Source organism: Pseudomonas halotolerans, from assembly GCF_039581215.1.
Lineage (GTDB): Bacteria > Pseudomonadota > Gammaproteobacteria > Pseudomonadales > Pseudomonadaceae > Aquipseudomonas > Aquipseudomonas tehranensis.
This window is the reverse complement of record NZ_JBCNTJ010000003.1, coordinates 231,134-256,528: the sequence shown is the minus strand read 5'-3', so window position 1 is coordinate 256,528 and position 25,395 is coordinate 231,134. Positions and strand designations below refer to the sequence as shown.

Annotated in this window: 19 protein-coding genes; 3 read left to right on the top strand and 16 right to left on the bottom strand. The window is 61.1% G+C overall.

All coding sequences use genetic code 11. From position 1 onward, the window contains the following. Positions 1–12: 12 nt before the first annotated feature. The 4 genes from ligD to AAIS01_RS05855 are packed head-to-tail and all read right to left on the bottom strand — an operon-like array spanning position 13 to position 6,113. The gene (gene ligD, locus AAIS01_RS05870; RefSeq protein ID WP_343468216.1) at positions 13–2,586 is read right to left on the bottom strand and encodes a DNA ligase D; all 2,574 of its coding nucleotides are present in this window, start codon (positions 2,584–2,586) and stop codon (positions 13–15) included. Further along, entirely contained in the window at positions 2,583–3,746 is a 1,164-nt protein-coding gene (locus tag AAIS01_RS05865; protein WP_343468215.1) for a carboxylate-amine ligase, read from the bottom strand. Before AAIS01_RS05865 ends, ligD begins: the two co-directional genes overlap by 4 nt. After that, entirely contained in the window at positions 3,718–4,719 is a 1,002-nt protein-coding gene (locus AAIS01_RS05860; RefSeq protein ID WP_343468214.1) for a methyltransferase, read from the bottom strand. Before AAIS01_RS05860 ends, AAIS01_RS05865 begins: the two co-directional genes overlap by 29 nt. 8 nt (positions 4,720–4,727) lie before the next feature. Beyond that, entirely contained in the window at positions 4,728–6,113 is a 1,386-nt protein-coding gene (locus AAIS01_RS05855; RefSeq protein WP_343468213.1) for an iron-containing redox enzyme family protein, read from the bottom strand. 219 nt (positions 6,114–6,332) lie between these two features. Here AAIS01_RS05855 and AAIS01_RS05850 point away from each other — a divergent pair, with 219 nt between their 5' ends. After that, complete coding sequence (locus AAIS01_RS05850; RefSeq protein ID WP_343468212.1) at positions 6,333–7,670, top strand: cation:proton antiporter; 1,338 nt, start codon at positions 6,333–6,335, stop codon at positions 7,668–7,670. Between the two features lie 4 nt (positions 7,671–7,674). Here the strand turns inward: AAIS01_RS05850 and AAIS01_RS05845 are convergent, their stop codons facing one another. Further along, entirely contained in the window at positions 7,675–8,211 is a 537-nt protein-coding gene (locus AAIS01_RS05845; RefSeq protein ID WP_092453516.1) for a hypothetical protein, read from the bottom strand. Between the two features lie 156 nt (positions 8,212–8,367). Between AAIS01_RS05845 and AAIS01_RS05840 the strand changes: the two genes are divergently transcribed. Continuing rightward, complete coding sequence (locus AAIS01_RS05840; RefSeq protein WP_343468211.1) at positions 8,368–8,598, top strand: hypothetical protein; 231 nt, start codon at positions 8,368–8,370, stop codon at positions 8,596–8,598. A gap of 25 nt (positions 8,599–8,623) precedes the next feature. Here the strand turns inward: AAIS01_RS05840 and AAIS01_RS05835 are convergent, their stop codons facing one another. The 3 genes from AAIS01_RS05835 to AAIS01_RS05825 all read right to left on the bottom strand — a co-directional run bounded on the left by AAIS01_RS05835 (position 8,624) and on the right by AAIS01_RS05825 (position 14,651). Continuing rightward, entirely contained in the window at positions 8,624–10,555 is a 1,932-nt protein-coding gene (locus AAIS01_RS05835; protein WP_343468210.1) for a hybrid sensor histidine kinase/response regulator, read from the bottom strand. A gap of 110 nt (positions 10,556–10,665) precedes the next feature. Further along, positions 10,666–12,987 (bottom strand): ATP-dependent DNA helicase, encoded by a 2,322-nt coding sequence (locus AAIS01_RS05830; RefSeq protein WP_343468209.1) that lies wholly within the window; start codon positions 12,985–12,987, stop codon positions 10,666–10,668. Next, complete coding sequence (locus AAIS01_RS05825; protein WP_343468208.1) at positions 12,984–14,651, bottom strand: VRR-NUC domain-containing protein; 1,668 nt, start codon at positions 14,649–14,651, stop codon at positions 12,984–12,986. Before AAIS01_RS05825 ends, AAIS01_RS05830 begins: the two co-directional genes overlap by 4 nt. A gap of 205 nt (positions 14,652–14,856) precedes the next feature. Here AAIS01_RS05825 and AAIS01_RS05820 point away from each other — a divergent pair, with 205 nt between their 5' ends. Next, complete coding sequence (locus AAIS01_RS05820; protein ID WP_343468207.1) at positions 14,857–15,081, top strand: YgdI/YgdR family lipoprotein; 225 nt, start codon at positions 14,857–14,859, stop codon at positions 15,079–15,081. 43 nt (positions 15,082–15,124) lie between these two features. On the opposite strand, the gene AAIS01_RS05815 is transcribed toward AAIS01_RS05820, so the two are convergent. From AAIS01_RS05815 to AAIS01_RS05780, 8 genes are all read right to left on the bottom strand, one after another. After that, positions 15,125–15,511 carry a hypothetical protein gene (locus AAIS01_RS05815; protein ID WP_343468206.1) on the bottom strand — a complete coding sequence of 129 codons (387 nt, stop codon included), beginning with the start codon at positions 15,509–15,511 and terminating at the stop codon, positions 15,125–15,127. 78 nt (positions 15,512–15,589) lie between these two features. Next, on the bottom strand, positions 15,590–17,440 hold the full coding sequence (locus AAIS01_RS05810; RefSeq protein ID WP_343468205.1) for a polyurethane esterase: 1,851 nt from the start codon (positions 17,438–17,440) through the stop codon (positions 15,590–15,592). Positions 17,441–17,555: 115 nt separating this feature from the next. Beyond that, the gene (locus AAIS01_RS05805) at positions 17,556–18,905 is read right to left on the bottom strand and encodes a TolC family outer membrane protein (RefSeq protein WP_343468204.1); all 1,350 of its coding nucleotides are present in this window, start codon (positions 18,903–18,905) and stop codon (positions 17,556–17,558) included. 14 nt (positions 18,906–18,919) lie between these two features. Continuing rightward, complete coding sequence (locus AAIS01_RS05800) at positions 18,920–20,254, bottom strand: HlyD family type I secretion periplasmic adaptor subunit (RefSeq protein ID WP_343468203.1); 1,335 nt, start codon at positions 20,252–20,254, stop codon at positions 18,920–18,922. Beyond that, positions 20,251–22,023: a type I secretion system permease/ATPase gene (locus tag AAIS01_RS05795; protein ID WP_343468202.1), complete on the bottom strand. Its 1,773-nt coding sequence runs from the start codon at positions 22,021–22,023 to the stop codon at positions 20,251–20,253. Before AAIS01_RS05795 ends, AAIS01_RS05800 begins: the two co-directional genes overlap by 4 nt. 133 nt (positions 22,024–22,156) lie before the next feature. Continuing rightward, positions 22,157–22,594, bottom strand: coding sequence for an AprI/Inh family metalloprotease inhibitor (locus tag AAIS01_RS05790; RefSeq protein ID WP_343468201.1), 438 nt, complete (start codon positions 22,592–22,594; stop codon positions 22,157–22,159). A gap of 58 nt (positions 22,595–22,652) precedes the next feature. Continuing rightward, positions 22,653–24,110, bottom strand: coding sequence for a serralysin family metalloprotease (locus AAIS01_RS05785; protein ID WP_343468200.1), 1,458 nt, complete (start codon positions 24,108–24,110; stop codon positions 22,653–22,655). 342 nt (positions 24,111–24,452) lie between these two features. Then, on the bottom strand, positions 24,453–25,349 hold the full coding sequence (locus AAIS01_RS05780; protein WP_343468199.1) for a LysR family transcriptional regulator: 897 nt from the start codon (positions 25,347–25,349) through the stop codon (positions 24,453–24,455). Positions 25,350–25,395: the final 46 nt, after the last annotated feature.

The following is a 25,395-nucleotide window of genomic DNA, read 5'->3' as shown; positions in this document are numbered from 1 at the left end:
CACCGAACAAGATTACTTCTCGGTCTTTTTCATGCCAATGCGTCGGCGCATGTCGGCGGTGATGCTTTGGCGGGTCTTCTTCAGGTCCGCCCACGGCTCGTGACCCACTTGTGCCAGGCGCTCATGGACGTTGTGCACGTTCCACAGATTCGCGCCTTTGAGTTCGGCCACTTCCTCGCGAAAGATCGGCACCGACACCGGCAACCCTTCACGGGTTCGCGCGGCATAGGCGCAGATCGTGGTGGCGCCAAGACCGTTACGCAGATAGTCGATGAAGATCCGCCCTACCCGGTTCTTTGGCCCGGAGACCGCCGAGAAGCGATCCGGCAGCAGTTTGGCCATGTGGCTGACAATCGCATGACTGAAGCCCTTGACCTCGTCCCAGCCCAACTTACGGGTCAAGGGCACGACAATGTGGATGCCCTTGCCGCCGCTGGTCTTGAGAAACGCCTTGAGTCCCAGTTCATCGAGCACCGACAAGGTCAGTTGTGTCGCTTCCACCATGCTTTTCCAAGGCAGCGCCGGATCCGGGTCAAGATCGAGCACAAAGCGATCAGGCTTGTCCAGGTTCACCGAAGTGGCATTCCAGGTGTGCAACTCCACCGTGCTCATCTGCACCGCGCCGATCAGCGCTTCGGCATTGTTGATGATCATCACCGGGTGCCCGGTCACGGATTTGTCCAGGCTGGTGATGCCGGGGATCGCCAGACGCTCGGCGTTTTTCTGGAAAAACAACTCACCGGCAATGCCGTCCGGCGCCCTGACCAGGGCCACGGGGCGATCGGCCAATTCCGGCAAGATGAATTCGGCGACGCTGGCGTAGTACTCGGCCAGTTGCCGCTTGGTGGTGCCGCTGCTGGAGTCGATGACCCGCTCCGGGTGGGTAATGCGCACCTTGCCGTCCATGGCCGGCGCTTGAGTCTTTTTCGCGGTCTTTTTCGCGGTCTTTTTCACGGGCTTGGCCAGCTCCTGGGTGATCGCCTTCGCCGGTTTATCGTTGCGCAAACCATGAAATACGGCGTGGCGTACCGAGCCGTCCTTGGTCATCTCGGCAAACGCCACTTCAGCCAGCAACGTCGGCTCCAGCCAATGCACGCCTTTGGCGTCGTATCCGGTGGGTGGGTTGACCACGGCGGCCTTTTTTCTTTCCAGGGGCAACAATTGCTGGTGAATGCTGTTGAGGGTTTTCTCGTTAAACCCTGTGCCGACCTTGCCGGCATAGCGCAGTTGCCCGCTGTCGGCATCGTGCAGCCCCAGCAACAAGGCGCCGAAGCCATTGCGGGCGCCCTTGGGGTCGCTGAAACCGACGACAACGAACTCCTGGCGATTCTTGCATTTGAGCTTGATCCAGTCGTTGCTGCGCCGGGACACGTAGGCACTGCCCATGCGTTTGCCGATCAATCCTTCCATCTGCATTTGGCAAGCACTGTTGAGCAAGGCTTCAGGGGTTTCTTCGAAGGCATCGGAGAACCGCAACAGCGGATTCTTGTTGCTCGCAAGCACCGCCGCCAACGCGGCCCGCCGCTCTTGCACGGGCACCTCGCGCAGATCCATGCCATTGAGGTAAGGCAGATCGAACAAGTAGTAGGCAATCTTGTTGCTGCTGCCGGCGTCGAAAGCGTTTTGCAGGGCCTGGAAGTCCGGTACGCCTTGGTCGTTGGCCACCACCATTTCGCCGTCCAACCAGGCTGATTCCAGCCCTAATCCGGCCAGGGCCTCGGCCTGTTTGGGCAGCTTGTGGGTCCAGTCATGGCCGTTGCGGGTGATCAGCCTGACGTCGTCGTTTTCAATGCGGGCCATCACGCGATAACCGTCGAACTTGATTTCATAGAGCCAGTCGCCGTCAGGCGCGCTGTCCACCAATGTGGCCAGTTCCGGTTTGAGTGTCTCGGGCATTGGCCCGGCCACCGCGCCGCTGAGGGTGGTGGACGAGGTTTTTTTGGACGGTTTGGGCTTGGCGGCCTTTTTCGGTTGCTCCACTGCCTTGACCTGGGCGGCTGCTTTGCCACGGCGCTTGGGCACAATGCTGCGATCGCTGAGCACGCTGTCCGGCTCGGCCTGGACCACGTCGTACTCGCTTTCGGGGCGTGCCGCTGCGTCCTGGTGCTTGATCAGGAACCACTGCTCCTGCTTGCCGGGCATGTGGGTGCGCACCAGGTTCCACAGGCCGCTGAGTTTTTCCCCTTGCAATTCGAACTTGAGCCGGCCTTTTTCATAGGTCTCGTGGGCATCGCCCTGGGGAATCCACACGCCCCGATCCCAGACAATGACGTCGCCGGCACCATAGTGACCTTCGGGGATGCTGCCTTCGAAGGTCGCGTAATCGAGCGGATGGTCTTCAACATGCACTGCCAGGCGCTTGACCTTGGGGTCCAGGGACGGCCCCTTGGGCACCGCCCAGCTCTTGAGCGCACCGTCCAGCTCCAGCCGGAAATCATAATGCAGCCGTGAGGCGTCGTGCTTTTGAATACAGAACTGCAAGGCATGAGCGGTTTTCGCCGATTTACGTGAACGCTTGGCCGCCGGTTCCGGGGTGGCGGCGAAGTCACGCATCCGGTTGTAATCCTCCAGGGTCTTGCTGCTCATGGACCACCTGCCACTTGCAACAGCGACGGGTCGGCCACGGGCATCCCAGCGGTTTCGGCCAACAATTGATCGACCACCCTGCTCAAGGCGTGCTCGGTGGAGTCACCCAGCAACAGCCCCTGTTCGTAGAGCACGATTTGCCGATCGGAACTGGAGCCTTCCTGGACGATACGCCGTGCCTGCTTGAACACATCCTCAACACCCAGCGCGGCGGCCGTTTCGCCAAAGGTTTGCTCCGCCAGTGTGATCCACTCCCCGATCATCATCGGCTGTTCCTGGCCCTCGCAGATGAACTCGGCCAGGGTTCCATGACGTTTGGCCCGCCAGCGATTCTCCTTGAGGATCCAGTGGGAGGTCAGGCTGAAGTGCGCGCCGGGCGCAGGTTGTGCAATGGCATGAGCCACCATCAGGCGAAACAGCGAGGCCAGGCACAGGACATCTTCAACGCGCGGGCAGGCATCGCAGATTCGCAGCTCCAACGTGGGATAACGCGACGAAGGCCGCATCACCCACCAGCAATCGCTGGGCTGGCGAATGGATCCGGTGCGCATGAGCATGTCTACGTAGCCGGCGAACGCCGATTCGTCCTCGAAGTACTCTGGCACACCCATGCGCGGCCATTCATCGCAAGCGACCTGACGGTAGCTGCTGAACCCGCTGTAGGCGCCGTTCCAGAAGGGCGAAGAAGCACTCAGGGCCAGGAACATCGGCAGCCAGGGCAGCACTTCGTTCATGACCCGGATCCGGTCCTTATTGGCCGGCACCTCTACGTGCACATGCAGGCCCGAGACCACACTACGGCGGGCCACCCGCTGGTAATCGTCGAACAGTTGCTGAAAGTGCAATTCATCGGTGGGCTGCAAACCCTGGGTCGCCATGGGATGCGAGCCGGCGCTGAGCAGGCCCAGGCCATGGGCGGCCAAGCGCTGAGTCAGGCCTGCGCGCACCTGGGCCAGGTAATCGGCCGCCTCGGCCAGGTTGCGAAAAACAGGCGACGCCATCTCGATCTGACACTGGAACATTTCATGGGCGAAATGCTTGCCCAGTAGCGCCTGGCACGCCGCGACCACCTCTGTCGAGGGCTGATCCGGCATGCAACGGGTTTGCAGATCAGTGATGAAATACTCCTCTTCAATGCCGAACTTCAGTCGCCTGTTCATCGATAGTCCCTCCGATACCCGCGCCGATGCGGGTTACAACCAACGCCACCACGGCGATCCTTTCTACGTCCTGGTAACCCGGGGTGAGCAGTTCTTCACCAAACACGTCCGGGTCCAATTCCTTGTAGGTCCAGCCGAAATCCGGCGAGTCGCGCCAAGGCTCAAGCGCCTCGAGAAACGGATCACGACCATCGACCATCGCCACGCCGGTGTAGAGCACCAGCGAGCCACCGGGCGTCAGCCGTGGCAGGGCCTGTTCGACGATGCGCAGCGACAGCCCGGCGCCCAGTGCGCCACCGCCATGGCGGTAGGCCCGTTCGCTGGGGTCGGCCATGTACGGCGGATTGGCGACGATCAGGTCGAAGTCGCCCTCTACATCCTGGAGCACATCGCTGCGGGCGATCTCGACGTTGGACACCTCGGCCAGCGCCGCGTTGACCGCGCTCAGGCGCAGGGCCATTGGATTGATGTCCACCGCCAGCACCTGAGCCTCGCGCCGGGCGCGGGCAATGACCAGCGCCCCGACACCGGCGCCACAGCCAATGTCCACGGCCCGATGTATTGCCGTGAAGTTCTGTTGCAGATAAGTATGGATCAGTTGGGCGAAACGATAGCTGTCGGGGCCGAAAAACACCGCGTCGTTGGCTTGGGTGGGAAATTGCGAATGAGCGAACAACAGGCCGTCCAGACTCGACCAGCGCACACGGCTATGCAGCAGCCCATCGCGCGCTTCCAGCACCTCGGCTTCCTGCAATTGACGCTGCTCGTCGGCGCTGATCAGCCCCGGGGCAAACGGGCGCGACCAGCCGAACACATCCCTCAGGGTCCTGGAGCGCTCATTACCAGGCCGTTGGTTGACGCGTTCGTGGGTCAGCGGTGTCGGGGTAATGAAGCGATAGCCGTCGGCTTGCAGGCGTCGGCCCAATTGCAACAGCGCCAGGTCGGTTTCTGATAGGCGTTCTTCCTGATTCATGCGGGCTCCTAGCGCAGCGCGGATTTGAGTTCGATGAAACGACGAGTCGCCAGCAGGCCGGCCGGATGGCTGTGGCAGCGTGCGGAAAGCCACGGCATCAGGGTCTGCATCTGCGCATCGGGCGCTTGGCCGCGCAGGGTCTGTTGCAGGCTCTGTACATCGGGGTCCTCGATCGGCGTCGGCGGTTCCCCCGCTGCGCCGTGGACGCGGCGAGGGACCTTCTTGGCGCCCTCCTTCAGCCAGTCACCGGCGATCCAGTCGTGCAGCAACTGTTTTTCATAGGGGCTGAACACCCCGAACATGGCCGCGCCCGCCCCTTCGATCAGCGTCCAGAACCGGCTGTTCTGCGGATCTTCATGGCGTTTGATCCAGCCTTTGTTTTGCATCGCCCTCAGGAAGCCCTCCAGTTGTCCAGGTGCGGCGAGCCATTGATTGACGGTCTTGCCTTCGAACTTGCAGTAATCGGAATGCATGTGCTGGCCGAACGGACGTTTGCGTTCGAGCATGTCCAGCACTTCGCGATGCAGGTCGAACGACTCGATGATGGTTCGGCTGCCTTGGCCCAGATCATTGAGGCGATAACCCAGGGTGACCCGGCGCCAGAAGGCTTCGCGGTCCGCCTCCATCGGCATCAGTTGCAGCAGCGACTGGATGGCCTTGTGGGCATGACCGGTGCTGGCGTTGTCGATCGTGACGTGGAGGGTGAAGTAGTAAGGGTCGATGTCCAGCTCAGTCAGCTCATAAGCGCTGATCAACAGGTGCAAGGGCAATTGTTCGTAACCCAGGTTGTAACCGATCACTTCAGGCAGGTATTCATCGCCGGCATAGCCCAGGGCCAATTGCACAGCCCCTTGCAGGTAGCACTCGTCTTCAATGTCCGGCGCGTCCGACAGGTCGTGTTCAGCGAGCAGCTTGCGATAGATGACCACATGGTTTTGCGAAGGGTTGCCGTCGCCCAACTCTTCCAGATAGGTGCACAGCAGGCCTTCGAAACGATGGTCGTGCCAATGCTTGAGCACGCCATACAACCACGCGCCATCCACCCGTTTGGTCGGCGCCACCGCCTGCAGGAAATACAAGGCGTGGGCCTTGCAAGTGAAAAACTCACGCGGCCCGGCGTTTTTGCGCCGCTCCAGATACTCGGCGTACTGGCCGGCCACACCGGCGCTGTGTTGTTCGACCCAGGTTTGCAGGGCCGTGAGGTCGTCGGGCAACTCCAGGGGCAGTGCCGCGGCTTGCCCCACGCATTGTTGGAGGAAGGCCTGGACGATGGCCTGCTTTTCAGCATCGTCGGGGCCATGGAGCAGCCGTTCATAGCATTGGCGCACGTTCCCGGCATCTGTGAATGAATGCTCGGTGGCAGGCCGGGATTGGAGGGGTGTCAGCGCAGTCATAAGGGCCTCTTGGGTTCTCGGCAGGACGCTGAATCAACACGTCTCTCTTTTTGCAGAGCGCCGGGAATGACGAAAAATTCCCTTGGGGTGAAATGCCACCGGACAAACGGGGCCGTACCGCTTCGATGGGAACCCCTGCTTCGCTGCGGCGCTCGAATCACTGACAGGAGCCGAACATTGGCTCCCCTGTTTGACCTGTCCGCTATCCAAGGAGCAGCAATGATTTTTACGGTATGGGTAGCGGTGCTCGGCGCCGTATTGCTGACCTTGGCCCTGACGTCCTCCTACCTGCGCTGGCTGCCGGTGACTACCTCGGCGATCTGCCTGGGTTTGGGCGTTGCCATCGGGCCGGCGGGCCTGGAGCTGTTGAGGCTGGACATTGCCGACTCCTCGGCCTGGATGGAACACCTCACGGAAGTCGCGGTGGTGTTTTCGTTGTTCGTCAGCGGCCTCAAGTTACGCTTGCCCCTCAAGGACCGAAGCTGGCGCGTGGCTTATACCCTGGCCGGGCCGGTGATGATCCTGACCATCGCGGGCCTGAGCCTGATACTGCATTTTCTGTTCGGCCTCGGTTGGGGCGTGTCGGTGTTGATCGGGGCAATCCTGGCGCCGACTGACCCGGTGCTTGCCGCGCTGGTGCAGGTCAACGATGCCCGGGATGACGATCAGGTGCGGTTTGGCCTGTCGGGGGAAGCCGGTTTGAACGACGGCACGGCCTTCCCCTTTGTGATTCTGGGTTTGTTGTTGCTGAGCGAGGACGGCCTTGGTTTTCTCAGCGACTGGATGCTGCAGGATGTGCTGTGGGCGGTGCCGGTCGGTTTGCTCACCGGTTACTGGATGGGCCGGGGTATCGGCTGGTTGACCCTGTCGATGCGCATCAAGAACGCCGACAGCACGCTCTCGCCCAACGATTACCTGGCCCTGGCACTGATTGCCCTGGCCTATGTCGTGGCCGAAGCCCTCCAGGGTTATGGTTTTCTTTCGGTGTTCGCCGCTGGCCTGGGCCTGCGCCAGGCCGAGGTGCAATCGACGGATGAACACTCACTTCCGGCCGAACACCTGGTGCAACCGGTGGTGGGGCACGAAGCGGTTACCCCCCGGGACGCGGTCCGGGGTGACGCCGAGTCTCTGGAGGATGGTCAGGTGGCCGCCGGCGTCATGATGAGTGACATGCTCGCCTTCGGCAGTCTGGTGGAGCGTTCCATGGAAGTGTTTTTGGTGACGCTGTTGGGGGTGGTGCTTGCCACTCATTGGGACTGGCGGGCGCTGGTCATCGGCGGCCTGCTGTTTGCCGTGATTCGTCCGTTGAGCTTGTGGGTACTGCCATGGGGGCGGCTGCTGGACACACCGCAACGGCTGCTGATTGGCTGGTTCGGCATACGTGGCATTGGCAGTCTGTTTTATCTGTTCTATGCGGTGAACCATGATTTGCAGCCAGAGCTGGTCCGGCTGTGCATCGATATCACGCTGTCGGTGGTGGCCCTGAGCATTCTGGTCCATGGCCTGAGCACCCAACCCATACTGGCCTGGTATGAGCGCCACAAAAAATCGAACTGAGCCCTCAGCCGCCTGGATCACTCACTTGGATATAGATCGAGTACACCCCCAGCAACACCCAGAACGTGGCAAAGATCCATGGGGTGCGCAGCGAAAACAGCAACGACTTGCGATAACCCTTGTGGGTTGATTCCTGCTCGCTGAACAGCGGGGATTCATCGTAGGCCAGGCCCATCAACGGCTCTGCGCGCAACAACTCGCTTTGCTTGAAATGCCAGTGATCGATGATCTCGTAAGCCGCGCGAATCCCCGGCCAGGCGTTGAGCGAGCTCAAGAAGCCCAGCAGCGCCAGGAACGGCGGAACGATCAACGTGAACAACTTGCCCCACTCGGGGTTCAGGTTGGCCATGCATGAAGCAAAGGCGATCACCAGGAAGGACTGGGCGGCCAGGTACGCATCGGTTCGATTGGCCAGGATGCTGGTTTCGTACTGGATCTCCCGGCGATAGAAATCCAGGCGGTCCTTGGGGGAGCCGAACAGCTTGGCATTGTGTTCTGTCAGTTCTTCATCCTGGGGCTGACGGGTGAGTATTCTGGGCATTGCGCAGGCTGCGCCTCGAGTAAGGGCTTGGGACTTGTTAGAAGAAATGAGGGACAGGCAAGTTCCGACCACCGGACCAGAGGTGCAACCCGGGTTCAACGAAACACTCACCGATCGTCACGGTCTCTAAATCACCAAAAGCTTGAGGAGGGATCTGTGGACTATCTTGGATGGGTGCAATGGCCGGCGATGGTGGTCACGGTTCTGGCCGCCTGGCTGATCGGCTCACGTCAGCCCCGGCGGCGGGTGGTCGGGTTCAGTTGCTTTATCGCGAGCAATATCCTGTGGGTCGTCTGGGGGCTGCATACCGACGCCTATGCGCTGATCGTGCTGCAATTCTGCCTGTGTGCGATGAATCTGCGCGGGTTCAAGAAAAATACCGAATGAACCTGTGGCAGGTGCATGCCTGAGGCTACTTCATCGCCTGCCCAATGACCTGCACCAGGTCGATCTGCTTGAACGGTTTGGTCAGCCGCGGCAGTTGTGTAGCGAACCCTTCCAGGCGCTCGGCGTAACCGGTGGCCAGGATGATGGGCAGGGTCGGATGCCGGTCACGCAACAGTTTCGCCAATTGCGCACCGTCCATCTGCGGCATGGCCATGTCGGTGATCACCAGATCGATGTCCGGGTTGAGTTCGAACATCTGCAGCGCCTGAGCCGCTGATGGGGCACAAAGCACCCGGTGGCCCAGGTCTTCGATCAGCAACCGAGTGCTGGTCAGCACCAGGCTGTCATCGTCCACGACCAACACCCGTAGCTCGTTCACCGGCTGTGTGGTCGTGGCCTGGGGCTGCGCCTTGTCTGGCGCCGAACTATCAGCTACTGGCAACCACAGCTCAGCGGTAGTGCCTTCGCCTTTGCGGCTCTTGAGCATCAGGCGGCCACCCAATTGCTCGGCCAGGCCATGCACCATGGACAAGCCCAGGCCCGTGCCCTTGCCGACGCCCTTGGTGGTGAAGAACGGGTCCACGGCCGAAGCCAGCGTGGCCTCGTCCATGCCTTCGCCCTCGTCGGTGATGGACAGGCAAATGTATTGCCCTGGCGCCATCGGCGTGTCCTTTCCGGCCTCGGTGCCTGAGCGTTCCCGGGCGGTGATCAGTATCCGCCCACCATGTGGCATGGCATCCCGAGCGTTCGTCGCCAGATTCAGGATGGCCAGTTCCAGTTGGTTGACATCGGCCAGCACCGGCGAAAGCGCTTGGGCAAAGTCGGTCTGGATGTGTATCGAAGGGCCGATGGAGCTTTGCAGCAAACCACTGATGCCCTGCACCAGCGCCGACAGTTCCACCGATTCGGAGGACAGTTTCTGTCTGCGGGCAAATGCCAGCATGCGTTGCGTCAGCGAAACACCGCGAAGCGCGCCCTGGCTGGCGTTATCCAGCAATTGCATGAGCTTGGGGTCGCTGGGCATGCGTTTGCGCACAATTTCCAGGTTGCCGAGGATCACCGTCAGCAGGTTATTGAAGTCATGGGCGATGCCACCGGTGAGCTGGCCGATGGCTTGCAGTTTCTGGGACTGGAACAGCGCTTCGCGTGCCTGCTCCAAGGCTTGCTGCGCTCGCGTGGCATCGGTGATGTCGCGGGTGATCTTGGCAAAACCCAGCAGTGTCCCCGTGTCGCTGCGGATCGCATCAATGACCACATGCGCCATGAACCGCGTGCCATCCTTGCGTAACCGCCAGCCCCTTTTTTCGAAGCGCCCTTCATTGGCGGCGATGCTCAAAGCTCGTTGTGGCTCACCGGCCTGGCGGTCCTCAGGGGTATAGAACATCGAAAAATGCCGGCCGATGGCTTCCGCCGGAAGATAACCCTTGATCCGTTGCGCACCCAGGTTCCAGTTGGTCACCTGGCCGTCAGGGTCGAGCATATAGATGGCGTAATCGGTGACACTTTGCACCAGCAGGCGAAACTGCTGTTCGCTTTGCTTGAGGGTTTCCTCGGCCATCTTGCGATCGGTCAGGTCGCGGGTGATCTTGGCAAAGCCCAGCAAGTCGCCGCTCTGGCTATCGATGATCGGGTCAATGACGACATGGGACCAGAACAACGTTCCGTCCTTGCGCACCCGCCAGCCCTCGCCTTCGAAACGGCCCTCGCGCAAGGCCGTGTCCAGCGCCCGTTGCGGAAGACCGTCTGCGCGATCCTGGTCGGTGTAGAAGCGTGAAAAGTGTTGGCCAAGGATCTCGGATTCCTCGTAGCCCTTGAAACGCCGGGCGCCGGAGTTCCAACTGGTGATGATGCCCGAGGGGTCGGTCATGTAGATGGCGTAGTCGACCACGGCGTCGATGAGCAGGCGAAAACGCTGTTCCTGGTTGATAAGCGCGGTCTTGGGGGCGTCTTCGAGCATTTTTTTGGCCAAGGCATCCAGAAGGATTTTTTGCGAAGTATGGAGCAAGTGCGGCATCGGAAATAGTGATTAAATCCGTGGGAATCAGCAGCTTGGTCGCGATATGAGATTCAGCACAAATCCTCTGTGGGGGCGAGCTCCCTCCCACAGCCGTTGCGCTGCTCTTGACTAACTGACCACCAGCGCGGCAACAAGTGCTGCACCCTCGCCTCACCGAAGCGATCGTCGATCAACATCACCACCCCGCGATCCTGCTGCGTACGAATGACGCGGCCCGCAGCCTGCACCACTTTTTGCAGGCCAGGATACAGGTAGGTGTAATCGTAACCGTCGCCGAAAATAGCCGCCATGCGCAGCTTCATCTGCTCATTGACCGGGTTGAACTGCGCCAGCCCCAAGGTCGCGATGAACGCCCCGATCAGGCGGGAGCCCGGTAAATCGATGCCCTCCCCGAAGGCGCCGCCCAGCACCGCAAACCCAATCCCCTGGCTGTGCTCCATGAATCGCTCAAGGAACGCCTGCCGGGGGGCTTCGCCCATGCCGCGTGATTGCGACCAGGTGGCAATCTGCGGATGCCGCTCGGCCAACAGGCCCGCCACTTGCTGCAAGTAGTCAAAACTGCTGAAGAAGGCCAGGTAGTTGCCCGGACGCTCGCTGAACTGACGGGCCATCAACGCGACGATAGGTTCCAGGGACGCCTGGCGATGAGCAAACCGGGTCGAGATCCGGCTGACAACCTGTACATCAAGCTGTTGCGCCTGGAACGGCGACTCCACGTCGATCCATACCGTGTCCGCCGGGGCACCCAACAGGTCAGCATAATAATGCCGGGGGCTGAGAGTGGCGGAGAACAGCACGCTGCTGCGGGCGGCGGTCAGCCTGGGCCGCAGGAAAGCGGCCGGCACTACATTACGCAGGCACAGGGTCGATGCGCTTCGCTGGCGGCCATATTCTCGCTTGTGTATGTCGAACAGAAAATGCTCATCAAAGGACTCCGCCACCCGGGCAAACTGCAAGGCATCGAAGTAAAACGTCTGCAAACCGCTATCCAGGCCCTGAGGATGGTCATTGAGGTAATCGCTGATAGCCGTGGTGCACAGCGACAGGGCCTGGAGCAGTTTCTCCGGTGGTTTTTCATACGCCTGATAGACCGCAACCTGGGGCTCATGCAGCGCGTTCCACTGGCGATTGACCCGCTGCAAGGGTTTCTTCAAGGCGTCGGGGGCGGTTTTGCGCACCACCGCCAGGCTGGCCTGATCGAGGGTCGCGCTGTACATCTGCCGGCCCCGCTCTACCAGATTGTGTGCTTCGTCCACCAGGGTCGCGACGGTCCAGCCATTGGCCTGGGCCAGGCCGAAGAGCAAGGCGCTGAAGTCGAAGTAATAGTTGTAGTCGGCGACCACCACGTCTGCCCAGCGAGCCATTTCCTGGCTCAAGTAGTACGGGCAGATATCATGGGCCAGAGCAATATCGCGCAACGCCGCCTGATCGAGCAGCGTGACCTGGCTCGCCGCCGCCCGGGCGTGCGGCAGTCGATCATAGAACCCGCGGGCCAACGGGCAGGCTTCGCCATGGCAGGCCTTGTCCGGGTGCTCGCAGGCTTTGTCCCGGGCGATCATCTCCAGCACCCGCAACGGCATCGACGGCGCGCTTTGGGTGATCACCCTGGCCGCATCCAGCGCCAGTTTGCGCCCTGGGGTCTTGGCCGTGAGGAAGAACACCTTGTCCAGTCGCTGAGGCGCCAGCGCCTTGAGCACCGGAAACAAGGTGCCCACGGTTTTGCCAATGCCGGTGGGCGCTTGGGCCATCAGACAGCGGCCGGTACTGACGGCCTTGAACACCGATTCAGCCAGGTGTCGTTGCCCGGTCCTGAAGCCGGCGTGAGGAAACGCCAGCGTCTGAGCACCGAGGTTGCGCGCCTGTCGGTGAGCCATCTCCTGTTCGGCCCAAGCGAGGAACAGCGCGCACTGTTGTTCAAAGAAAACCTCAAGCTCCACCGCTTCAACGCTTTGCGTCAGGCAGGTTTCCTTTTCGCTGACGATGTCGAAGTAGACCAGCGCCACGTCGATCCGCGGCAATTGCAACTTCTGGCACATCAGCCAGCCGTAGATTTTTGCCTGGGCCCAATGCAACTGGCGATGATTGGCCGGTTGCTTGTCCAGGTCGCCCCGGTAGGTCTTCACTTCTTCGATGCGATTGCAGGCCGGGTCGTAGCCATCTGCCCGGCCTTTGATCTGCAGCGTCTGGTAGCGGCCCTCCAGGCTCACTTCGGCCTGGTAACCCTCGCTACGCCGCGAGGCCACGGTACGGTGGCCGACGATCCCTTCCATGGCCGTGGGCGACGGTGTGAAGCGCAGGTCCAGGTCGCCAGTCTTGGCGGTGAACTCGCACAGTGCCCGAACGGCGATGCTGTAGCTCGGCGCCTGGGTCATGCGCCCTGCTCCGCCCACTGCACATAGCAGACGGCGACGGGCATCTGGTGTTCATGGCAGAACTCCAGCCAGCGCAATTGATTGTCTTGCAGGCGGTCGCCGGGGCCTTTGACTTCGATCATGCGGTAGGTCTTGTGCTGCGGCCAGAACTGGATCAGGTCCGGCATGCCGGCGCGGTTGGCCTTGATATCCAGCAGCAGGCGGCTGAACCAGTGCTTGAGGTGTTCAGCAGGCAGGCAGTCGAGGGCCTGATGGAGCAGCTCTTCGGACAGCGCGCCCCAGAACACGAAAGGCGACTGCACGCCCCATTTTTCTGTGTAACGACGGACAATGGTGTCCCGGTAGCGTCCATCGTCGAGCTGAGCGAAACAGGCGGCGAACAGCGCGGCGCGGCGCTCGTGAAAGTCCTCGTTGAGCAGGTCCACCGGGCCGCGCTGGAACGGGTGGAAAAACGCCCCTGGTAACGGGGCAAAAATCACCGGCCAGCACAGCAGGCCAAACAGCGAGTTGATCAGGCTGTTCTCCACGTAATGCACCGGCGCGGTTTCATCGTGCAGATGGGCCTGAACGTGATACTCCACCGACAAGGCCGGATCGACACGCGGCAGGTGCAGGTCCAACCGCTCGACCTTGCGCGCCATGGTGCGCGGCACCGGGGGGCCGCCCAGCTTGCGCCGCAGCCGGGGCAGGATCCTGAGCAGGGCCTGGGTTTCGGCGGCGTTTTGCGGCGTTCGTGCCGCCGTCTCCGCCCATTCCAGGACCAGGGTGTATTCACCGATGCGCTCCATCACCCGGATCATCCGCAGCCGTGCGCCGGGGTAGCTGCAATCCTGATAAATGCGCAAGGCCAAGGTGAAATCGCCGATGCGCTCCGCGTGCTGGCCTATCTGGAATAGCAGCTTGCCCCGGCGTCGCTCCAGCCACGGATTGTCCAGGCTCAGGGCATGGATGTGGGCAACGATCTCTTCAAGAGGCTCGCCGGCTTCGAAACGCTGCTGACATTCGTGCAGGAAGAGGCAGGCATCGACATCCTGGCGGCTGCGCAATCCACGGGACTGGGCACTGAACTCGACGGTCTCATAAGTGAAGATGCCCAGGTCCGCCAATACGAACTCCGACCAGTCCTGATAGAGATTGCCAAAAAACAGCAACCGCAGACGGTCGCAGAGGTTCATGATCGTCAGGCTGAAGAGTCGGTCTTCCAGCGACGGGCACCAGGTGTGAAAAGGCTGTGGTTGATCGAAATGGTCCTGCAAGGACTCGAGCCACTGGCCCTTTGTCGCCTTGGGGTGTTCGATCAGGTGACCCAGGCACAGGATGATCTCCTGTTTGCGCAACACCTCGAACAGCTCGACAAGGCCGAGAGGCGCCTGATCCTCGACCCAGCCCAGCGCCAACAAAGGTTCGACGGCGCGGCCAATATCACCGATCTCAGGGTACTGCAGCTTGCTATGGCGAAAGTGCCGTCCCTTGCGCATCACCATGCGCACCAACAACCCCTGGGATGCACGGGGCAAGCTGGCGAAATCGTCGATGAAGCGTTGCTCCTCGACGCTGAGTACATCGGCATAGCGCGTTGCCAACCAGGCGAGCACTTGCTCGAAGTTGTTCAGATAGTAGAAAGGGTCGTCGAGAGGGTTATTTGTCACGGAAAGAAGTGCCATGCCTGCCGGAATACTGGTTATGCGTACAGATATCAGCTGCGGCGGGCGCAGGCAACTGCAAAAGATGAGCGGTTGCCGGAACTTAGGGAGAAATCCTGTACGCGATGATGAACTTTCCTACGGTAAGCGAGACCAATGGCGGTTAACACAGTGATGGCGCGGCCTAATTAGCTGAGCTACGTCCTTTGAATGAGAGGTTATGGATATGAACATCAGGATTCTGGGTCTGCCCCTGGCCGCTGCGGCGCTCCTGGCCCTGGCCGGCTGCTCGTCGCCCACAGTGGTGACCTTGCAGAACGGTACCCAGTATTTGACCAAGGATGCCCCTAACACGCGCACCGCCGACGGCTTTTACGAGTTCGAAGACATTTCCGGCAAGAAAGTGCGGGTCCGCGCCGATGAAGTGGCGACGGTACGCAAGGAGGACTGAGTGTATTGCGGCCCTCTGCGTCCGCAGAGGGCCTGATCTCATGTCATCGGCTGAATCCGGTGCCCGTTACGGGTGTTGGACTTCCTGCTTCGCAACTGATCAGCCCACCTTTTCGCTGCATCATCTGATCCCTCAATCGTAGGCAGCGGTGGTATTCCTGTTCAGCGCTGTGATCAATGCTGATGTTTCCGGTCATGGCCGGCTTCTTCGCCTCGCCGAGGCTCACCGATACCCAAGGTTTTTCTGCCTGCACTTCGAAGCGCGGCCGGGGTGGCGGCGCCTCGACGGACGCGCCAGCCTGGGCGTTGGGCAATTGCTCCGATGTGACGCCGTAGCGGGTCAGAATGGATTGATCCGGCCATTCGGCCAAGGCGCCAGCCGAGGCCAAGGCCGCCATCAAGCCGATGATGGGGCTTTTTTTGCTGCTCACTGCTTCACTTCTCCTGAAATCAATTACTGTGGCGAGGCATAAACCCCCTCGCCACACGCGACTCAAAACGATCCTGAATCAGGCGAATACAATGTCGCCTCCCAACTGGCCGGGGTTGACCCCCACCAGGGTCACGGAGCTGTCACCGACCTCAAGCAGCGTGTCACCGCCGACTTGAGACAGGTGCTGGCGGTAGTCGAAACCTTCCCCGGCGCCCTGCACGCCCAGGAACACCAGTGTGTCGCCGGCATCATACCCGCTGATCTGGTCGTGGCCGAACGCGCCATTGAAAACGAACGTGTCAGCGCCGCCGCCTGATTGCAGCCGGTCATTGCCCGAGCCGCCGACAAAGGTGTCGTGCCCCTTGCCGCCCACCAGTACGTCGTTGCCGTCGTGCCCGAACAGCCAGTCTCCCGATGATCGCGCGGTCAAGGTATCGTCAGCCGAGGTGCCGGCGGTCGACGATGCATAGGCCGTCAGCTTGTCGCCCGCCACCAGGCCGTTGGCCGCGACACTGTGGCTCACCTCGTCCTTGAGCAGGCCCCAGAACAAACCGGGTTCTTTGCTGACAAGCGTGTCGATGTCGCGGGTGATGCTGATCGCACCCTGGGCGCCGCGGATATACAGCGTGCCGGTTCCGTCCTGGACGAAGCTTGCATCGTTCACCGAGTGCTGCAGTTGCAGGGTGTTGCTGCCCTGCCCGCCCAGTATCACGTTGTACCCGCCAGCGTCGCGGAAGGTGTCGTTGCCGGCACGGCCCTCCAGATAGTCATTGCCCTGTCCGCCCTGGATCAGGTCATCACGGTCGCTGCCGATGATGAACGTGCTGCCGGTGTGGGTGTCAGCGTTGCGATTGAGGTCCTGGACCCACGTATGGTTGCGTGCGGGATCCGACAGGTTGGCGACGATGACGGTGGAGTCTTTCTCGGTGAGGTCGTAGAACGCCGAATCCAGGATCCGACCCATGCCGTCGCCGTAACCGGTGGGCAGGTGGGATATCCAGGTGGGGATGTTGAGGATGGAAAACGGCAACACGTTCCAGGCCGCCGAAGCGTAATGGTCGTTGAAACTGACGATGTTGTTGGTGGCCGACGCCTGCTGAACATCATGCACGCCCACCGACGCGGAGGTGAACGTGGAGCCGTCCAGTGCCCGGAACACCGGGTCATTTTCATAACCGATGTTCAGGACCTTGTCGGTGCTGCTTTGGGTGGGTGAGGCGTAGGCGATGTAATGGGCGCTGCTGTAGAAGCCCGCCCATTGACCGGCGCTCAAGTCCGCCAGGCTGTTGACCGCCAGCCCCCCGAGGCTGTGGCCACTGACCAGTACGTCCTGGCCCGTCAGGCCGTGGGCCTGGGCAAACGCCGCGACGTCCCCGAGCAAGTTGCCGAATGCTTGGCCGACGTAGTTTTTCGCGTAGTCCTGGGGTCCGAAGGCCGCCATCAGATCGCTGATGACGTCGCCAATGGAGTCGCTGATCAGGGTTTCCCGTGGGCCGCTGGTGCCACGAAACGACACCCCGATTTGCGTCAGTTGCCCATCGGCGTCGTACTTGCCGAGAATTTCCACCTGCGCGGTGGTGTAGCCGGCCTTCTCACCAAAAAACGTTCCGCGATCATCCACTTTGCCGGTATAGCCCAGTTGCGATGCGCTGATCGGGGTCCAGCCGGCCTGTTGCACCGCCTCCAGGGCGAGTTGCTCCGAGTCGGGATTCCACGGTACGCCGGGGATCACCCCTTGCGAATCGGTGCCGCCCAGCAATGCCGTCACCAGCGTGGCGGGCAGCCCGGCACCGAAACCGTTCTGTTGATACCCGGCGGCAAAGCCGTGGTCCAGGTTATGGTAGGAATACAGCATGATCGCCATTGCATCGCTGACCAGCGCCTTGGACTCGGTGGTGCCGAGGTTTTTATAGTCGTAGATACCCATCGTGATGACCTCTTTTCTTGTTGTTGGAAAGGTTGCTGATAGCGGCGAAGCTCTTGTGGGTGGGGCTGCTTCGCAACCCAGCGGGGATAAAACCCTCGCCACACAGCCCTGCCCGTCATTGGGTCAGCGCCGGGGACACAAACGCCTCATCCACCTGGGCCAAGTCTTGCGCGCCCAAGGTGCCGGCGTAGTAGTGCAACTTTGTCCAGGCCATGAGGTAGTCATAACGGGCCTGGGCCAGGTCGCGTCGGGTGGTGTAGAGCTGTTCTTCAGCGTTCAGGGCATCGAGGTTGACCCGTTCGCCGCCGAGGATGCTTTGCCGGGTCGATACCACCAACGCCTCGGCGGCGCTGAGGGCTTTGCGGTATGCCCGCAGTTTGTTCACCCCCGACATACAGGCGCTGAACTGACGGCGCAGTTCGATCAGGGTTTCGCGGGTCTTGGCATCCAGCTCGTACTCGGCCCGCTCCATGTTGCGACTGGCCTGGCGGGTTGACGCCGAGACCCCGCCACCGGCGTACAACGGCACACTGATTTCAAGACCAATGGTGTTGGTGTCGTAGCGCTGGTTGTAGGTGTTACCGCTTTCCGACTCGTTCTGGCGCATCGTCGCGTAAGCGCTGACCTTGGGCAGGTGTCCGGCGCGGTTGCGTTCGACTTCGTAGCGCGCCACGTCCACGGCCTGGCGCTGGGACGCCAGGGTCGGATTGTTGCTCACGGCCAGTTCGTGCCATGCCTGAAAACTGGCCGGTTGCAAGGCAAAGGTCTGGAACGTTTCGTTCAGGGGCGCCAGGTCGCCGATGTTCAGGGTCGGGACGCCAATCAGTGAGCCCAGTTCGCGCAAGGAAGCGTCCTGCTCGTTGCGGGCCTCGATCTCTTCGGCAATCGCCAACTCATAGCGTGACTCGGCTTCGAGGATGTCGGTGCGCGTGCCTTCGCCCTGGGCAAACAGCTGCTCGTTCTGGTGGAACTGCTGTTCGAAAGCCTTTTTCCTGGCCTGGGCAATGTCAATCTGATCCTGGGCGAACAACGCTTGGGTGTAAGCGCTCAATACCCGTACCAGCAACTCCTGGCTCTTGCCACGAAAGCTTTCGTCGGCGAACAGCGCCTGGGCCACCCCTTTGCGGTAGGCGGCGTAGGCCTCATAGTCCAGCAGTGGTTGTTGCAGGGTCAGGCTGGAGCCATAGCTGCTGTAGTTGCGGTCGTCATGCTGGCTGGCGCCGCGCTCGTTGAGGTACGTGACCTTGGACTGGTTGCGGCCCTTGTTGTAGCTGTAGCCCAGGTGCGGCAGCAGCCCGGCGCGGCCGATGGCGCGGTTCTCCAGGCCGGCATCGCGTTCCTTGATCGCGCCCAGGTAGACCGGGTCATTGCGCAGGGCTTGTTCATAGAACTCGAATGGGCCCATGGCCCAGGCACTGTTGCAGATCACCGCCGCCAGGGCGGCGAGCCAATAAAGTCCCTTCATACCCCCAGACATCCTTATTCTTCGGTCAACGCGGAGCCGGCTCGGTCGAGCAGCGGTTTGAACAGGTAGTTCATGAGCGAACGCTCGCCGGTGCGCACGAACATTTGCGCTGGCATCCCGGGCTTGATCACCAGCCCGTTGAGTTGTTCCATCGCCACTTCGCTGACGCTGCTGCGCAGGATGTAATACGGCTCAGCGGTTCTTTCATCGATCATCTGGTCGGCGGAAATCAGCCTGACCTCCCCTGGCACCCTTGGTGTGCGGTTCTGGTTGAAGGCGGTGAAGAGAATATCCACTGGCAAATGGTTGCCCACCTTGTCGATCAGGTTGACCGGCAGGCGCCCTTCCACTTCCAGTCGTGTGCCTTGGGGCACGATTTCCAGCAAGGTATCGCCCTGACGGACCACGGCGCCTTCGGTGTGTACGCCCAGGTTCACGGCGATGCCGTCGGCGGTGGCGAGGATCTCGCTGTGTTGCAGCTCAAACGCGGCAGACTTGAGCTGCTGTTGCAGGGTTTCGCACTTGAGTTGCGCCTCGGCCAACTGACTGCGCACTTCCTTCTGGTATTCCTCGTTGTGTTGCTCAAGCGTGAGGCGGGACTCGACAATGCCCTGCTCCACCCGACCGCTTTCGCCCCTGTTCTGCGCCAGCTCCTGCTGCACTTGCGACAGTTGCCGTTGATAATCCAGCAGACGGTTGCGCGGGATGTAGCCATTGTCCGCCAACGGTTGCAGGTTGCTGAGCTGCTGGCGCAGGGACTGGGCTTGGGCATTGAGGTCAGTGCGAGCCCGGCGCATGCCCGCCAGCTGCGCCATGGCGCCTTCGATATTGGCGCGCAACGCGGCCTGCTCCCGGGCAACCGCTTCGCGGCGGCTGCTGAACAACTGCCGCTGGCCTTCGAGCACCAGCGCCAGGCGGGGGTCGGGATCGTGGCTCAGTTCATCGGCAAAGTTGACCTGTGGGAGGTTGTCCCGCTCGCTTTGCCAGCGTGCCAGGCTGGCCCAGGCCATCCGGTACTGGGCTTGCAGCGATTGCACATCGGCTGCCGCCTGAGTCTGGTCCAGCCGGAACAGCGGCTGGCCTTGCCTCACGGTCTCGCCTTCGCGCACCAGAATCCGGCTGATCACGCCGCTACTGATCGATTGCACGGCCTTGCGCTTGCCGGACACCACCACGGTGCCTTGCACCGCAATACCTTGGTCCAGCGGCGCCAGGCTGGCCCAGGTGAAAAAACTGCCGGCCCCCATGATTGCCAGTGCCCATCCCAGGCGGGTGAAGAAACGGGCATCGCGCTCGGGACGTTCGAGCGCCTGAAAGTGTTCCAGATTCATGTCGCGATCCTTGCTCATGCGCCGCTGGGTTTGCTGGTTGCCCGGTACTGGCGATTCATACTCAGTCCGTTGGGGGCTGCCTGGGGTTTGTCGTGCGATTGCGGCGAGCCGGACAATGCCCGTAGCACCTCCTGGCTTGGACCGAACGCCTGCAGGTGGCCTTCATTGAGCACCAACAGTTTGTCAGCCTGCGCCAGCGCCGAGGAGCGATGGGTCACCAGCACGACCGTGGTGCCCTGGGCCTTCATCTGCGCGATGGCGCTGGCCAGTGCCGCTTCGCCGACCGTGTCGAGGTTGGAATTGGGTTCATCGAGCACCACCAGGCTCGGCTGGTCATACATCGCCCGAGCCAGGGCGACACGTTGTTTCTGGCCGCCGGACAAACCGCCGCCATCCTCTCCCAGCACGGTGTCGTAGCCTTGGGGCATGCGCAGGATCAGTTCATGCACACCGGCCTGTTGCGCAGCGGCGACGACCTTTTGCGGATCGGCCTGGCGAAAACGGGCAATGTTCTCGGCAATGCTGCCGCTGAACAACTCAATGTCCTGGGGCAGATAGCCGATGTGCGGGCCGAGCTGGTCGCGATTCCAGCGATGGATGTCGGCCCCGTCGAGCCGCACCGTGCCTGCGAAGGTCGGCCATACCCCCACCAGCACGCGGGCCAGGGTGGATTTGCCGGACCCCGACGCGCCCAGCACACCGAGCACTTCCCCGGCGTCCAGGCTGAAACCGAGCTGATGCAGCGTCGCGTTGCGCCGCCCCGGTGGGCCGGCGCTGACCTGTTCAAAGCTCACCTGGCCCTTGGGCGACGGCAATGTCATCGCCTCGTCCTGCTGCGGATAAGCCTGCAGCAGCGCGTCGAGACGGCGATAAGCCAGTTTAGCCCCGCTCCACTGCTTCCACACCGCGATCAACTGGTCGATGGGGCTCAAGACCCGGCCCATCAGGATTGAGCCGGCAATCATCATTCCAGCGGTCATGTCGCCCTTGATCACCAACAGCGCTCCCAACCCCAGTACCAGCGATTGCAGGCACAGACGCAAGGTCTTGCTCAGGGAGCTGATCACCGCGCCGGTATCACTGGCCTGGTTTTGCAGGCCGAGAAAGCGCGAATGCACGGCAAACCAACGCCCGCGCAAGGCGCCGAGCATGCCCATGGCCTGGATGGTCTCGGCATTGTGCAAATGGCTGGTCGCCAGTTGGCTGGACTGTTGCGAGTAAACACTGGCCTGCCCCAACGGCTTTTGGGTCATGGCTTCGTTCAGACAGGCCAGGCCAATGAGCAGCAACGTGCCAATGGTGGCGAACACGCCGAGCCAGACGTTGAACAGGTAGATCACCAGCAAATACACGGGAAACCACGGGGCGTCGAAGAAAGCGAACAGCGCAGGTCCCGTGACGAACTGGCGGATGTGGGTAAGGTCACCCAACGACTGCCCGGCGTTGCCCTCGCCCTGGCACAGGTTGCGCTCGAACGCGGCCTTGTACACCTGAAGGTTCAAGCGTCTTTCCAGCTGGCTGCCGATACGGATAACAATGAAACTGCGGACCATTTCCAGCAGCCCGATAAATACGAAAAAGCCCACCACCATTAACGACAACATCCACAGCGTGGTTTCGTTTTGTGATGACAGGCCCCGGTCATACACTTGGAGCATATAAATCGAAGGTGCCAACATCAGGACATTAATCAGTGCGGTAAAACAACCGACGCTGATCAGAATACTTTTATAGTCGCCCAGCGCTCTAAACAGCGGCACCGTCGCAGCGCGCCTAGTCATGTTCATGTAGATATCCTTGCTGTTGGCTTTGCCAGGTTATTCAACTTGCCAATCTTTAAATGTTTTACGTCGGGCCGCAGTGCGGTGCACACCTGTTTAAACAGGCGCGCCAGGGGCATTGGCACACTGTACTAACGTGTTAAGGAATGGTTTGGGGTGGACTCCGTTCGAGCGTCACTACCTGACCTGATTTCAAGGTGACTTGATAGTGTTGCTCTTGACGCAGTTGCAAGTGAATCCGGCTGTTCTGTTTGCCAATCAGTGAAAGACCATCGGGCTCGGTGAACCAACGGACCGGCTCATCGCCCAGCCACTGTCCCAGGCAGGTGGTTTGCCCGCCCAGGGTTTGATCCGCCCGCAGCTCGACAAGGCAGGCGCTGGCCGGCGCGTCTTGGGGCAATGGGGGCTGCGCAGGCGCCTGCGGCCCCGACAGAACAGCCTGCCACTGACCGGCCAACTGGGAGGGTTCTACTAACAACAGGCTGCGCGCCATGGCGACTTCTCCGGTAAATATCATCAGCGTAGCGAGTAACCAGGCTCTGGCCTGGGCGCCACGGGGCTTAGGGCTTTTGCACATATGTTCAATCCTGAGGGATCCCGCAAGAGCGCTGGCCGCTCCCACGGGATCGAGGACATCAGGCCACGATATCCGAGGCTGCCGCCTGGCCGACGGTACTGACCAGGAAGTCAGCCACGCCGTGGCCGGAGAAGTCCACCGACAGCAGGCTGTTGCCACCTGATGTCGACAGCACCGCATCACCCGCCGCACCGGTGAATGCATTCACAAAGTGCAGGCCCGAGCCCTGGGTGATGGCGGTCAGGTCGATCTTGTCCAGGCCGCTGACGAAATCGAGGATCTGATCGACCGCACCTGGCCGTGAGTCAGAACTGGCGACGAACACGAAGGTGTCCGAGCCCGAACCGCCCCACAGTTTGTCGGCACCACCGGCGCCCCAAAGGATGTCGTTGCCGGCACCACCCTTGAGTTCGTTGGCCACGGAGTTGCCGATGAGCAAGTCACTGCCCGAACCGCCAATGGCATTCTCGACAGTCACACCCTGAGCGATGGACACGTTACCCACCATGCCGCCAACGTCGGAAAACGAGGCGCCATTGAGGTTGATTTTCTGGTTCTGTGTGAAGCCTGAAAAGTCCAGGGTGTCGCGGCCACCGGCGTCCCATACCGAGAACACGACCTTGTCCGAAGACGAGGATGCGCTGTAGAAGTCGCGACCGGTGTTGGAGTTGAAGCCGTAGGTCGAGTCGCCGGTCCGGGTGCTGGTGTTGGCACCGTAGAGCTTCTGAATGGCCGCAATGTCATCCATCAGCGGACCCGAGGCGTAGGCTTCGACGCCGCCCTTGCTGAAGTCCTGGCTGGTGTTGGCTTCACTCCAGTAACTCATGAGGCTGTAGCCACGGGTGTCCTGTGCATAGGTGGCGTCATCGTAGGTCGGGCTGCCTTCACCGGCGTTATAGTCGCCAGGGTGCGCCAAGCCCAGGCTGTGACCGATTTCATGGGTCAGGGTCTGGCGGCCATAGTTGTTCAGTTCAGGGTTCTTGTTCTGGGTGTAGCGGCTGTTGATCAGGTACCAGGAGGTCCCGTCATAACCGGCGCCCGTGCCCGGCAGATAGGCAAATGCCGCTGCGCCGTCCTGGCCGCTGCTGTAGTTGCCGAAGGTCATGTGGCCGTCGCCGCCGCTGGTCCTTTCGGTGAACGTGACATTGGCCACGTCCGCCCAGGATTGCATGGCCAGGACCGCCTGGCCTTTCTGCTGGGCGCTGAACTGGCTGAAACCGCTGATGCCGTGCTTGTTCATCGTGCTCGAAGAGGCGGAGGTCAGGAACGTGTAGGTCAGCTCGATCCTGCCGCTGGCGTCCCGGTCCTGGTAGGCCGCACCGTCGCGCAGCAATTGGGTAGCCGCTTCGTCCACGGAGTACGAGGGTTTGCCATTGACGGTCAGGTTACCGCCCCGATCGTATTGGTGGCTGAAACTATTGATCTGATTGAATGCATTGCTGGCCGCCGCCAGTGACTGCGGCGCCCAGAGCAGTTGTTCGGCAGAATCAATAGCGCTGCTTTTGACTTTCGACATAAACACACTTCCTTGTTTGCAATGGAACAGTTTTTGTCAGATAGAACAATCTCTGGCGAGAGCGTCCTATCACTCGCCCAATTGAGGACGCAAGGAAACTGACACAATTGGAAATCAAACGTCCAGCGAATTTTTTGACGCGTTTACACGTTCTTGCCATCAACCATGGCAAGAGATACGCGGGGTCCCGTTAATACAGGTACTTCGTGGGCAATATTTAAAATTGTCGGACAAAACTCTATTTAAATATTAAATGGAGTTAACCACCCATTTGCCAATCACATCGCACTTCTATCCACTAAGTGCCAGCGAAACGCTATTAATTTAAGGGCGACTCAGCCTTTACGGTTTTGCTGAACATACTTCCCGCAGACACCCCCGCAGCCAGCGATGCACAGGGTCGGCATCCATCCGGGGGTGCCAAAGCATGGAAATCGTGAATGTCGGCAGCGCAAATGGCAACGCAAAGCTGTGCATGCCTTCACGCAGGCGGGTGGTATAGCGCTCAGGGACGCTGGCGATCAGATCGCTGGACCGGGCAAGGCCCAGCGCAGTGGAGAAGCCCGGGACGGTGATCGCGATCTGCCGTGTCAGGTTCAACGACCGCAAGGCCTGGTCGATGACACTGTGGTCCAGGCCCCGCAAGGAAACGCCGATGTGCCCACCCGCGACGTAACCGGCGGCACACACCGCGGTCTGGCTCAACGGGTGACCCGCACGCACCACGCCAATGAGCTGATCGGTAAATAACGCCTGGGTTCGTAGCTCCGGGCTGGTGCCCTTGTCCACGACGGCCGTTTCCAAGTCCACGCTGCCCTCGCGCAGCGCCGTACTGTCCTTGTCGGCCTTGTCCAGGAAATGCAGCCGCACACCGGGTGCCTGCTCGTTGATGCGGTTGATCAAGTCGATCGCGAAGTTTTCAACGAACCCTTCCCGGGTGCGCAGCGTGAAGGTTCGGCTCAACCGTCCCAGATCCGGCACCTGGGACGGCCGCAGTGCCGCTTGGGCATCCTGCACCAATTGGCTGACCTGCTCGCGCAACGCCAATGCACGGGGCGTGGGCACCAGGCCGCGCCCGGCGCGCACCAGCAGCGGATCACCCGTGGTTTCGCGCAACCGCGCCAACGCCCGGCTCATGGCCGAAGGGCTGAGTCGCAGCCGCCGAGCGGCGCGGGCCACGCTGCCTTCGGACAGCAAGACATCGAGGGTAACCAGCAGATTGAGGTCGGGTGTGGACATGGCGCAGCCCTGGTTTGGAATAGATGGCGCTGGATGCAGTTATAAA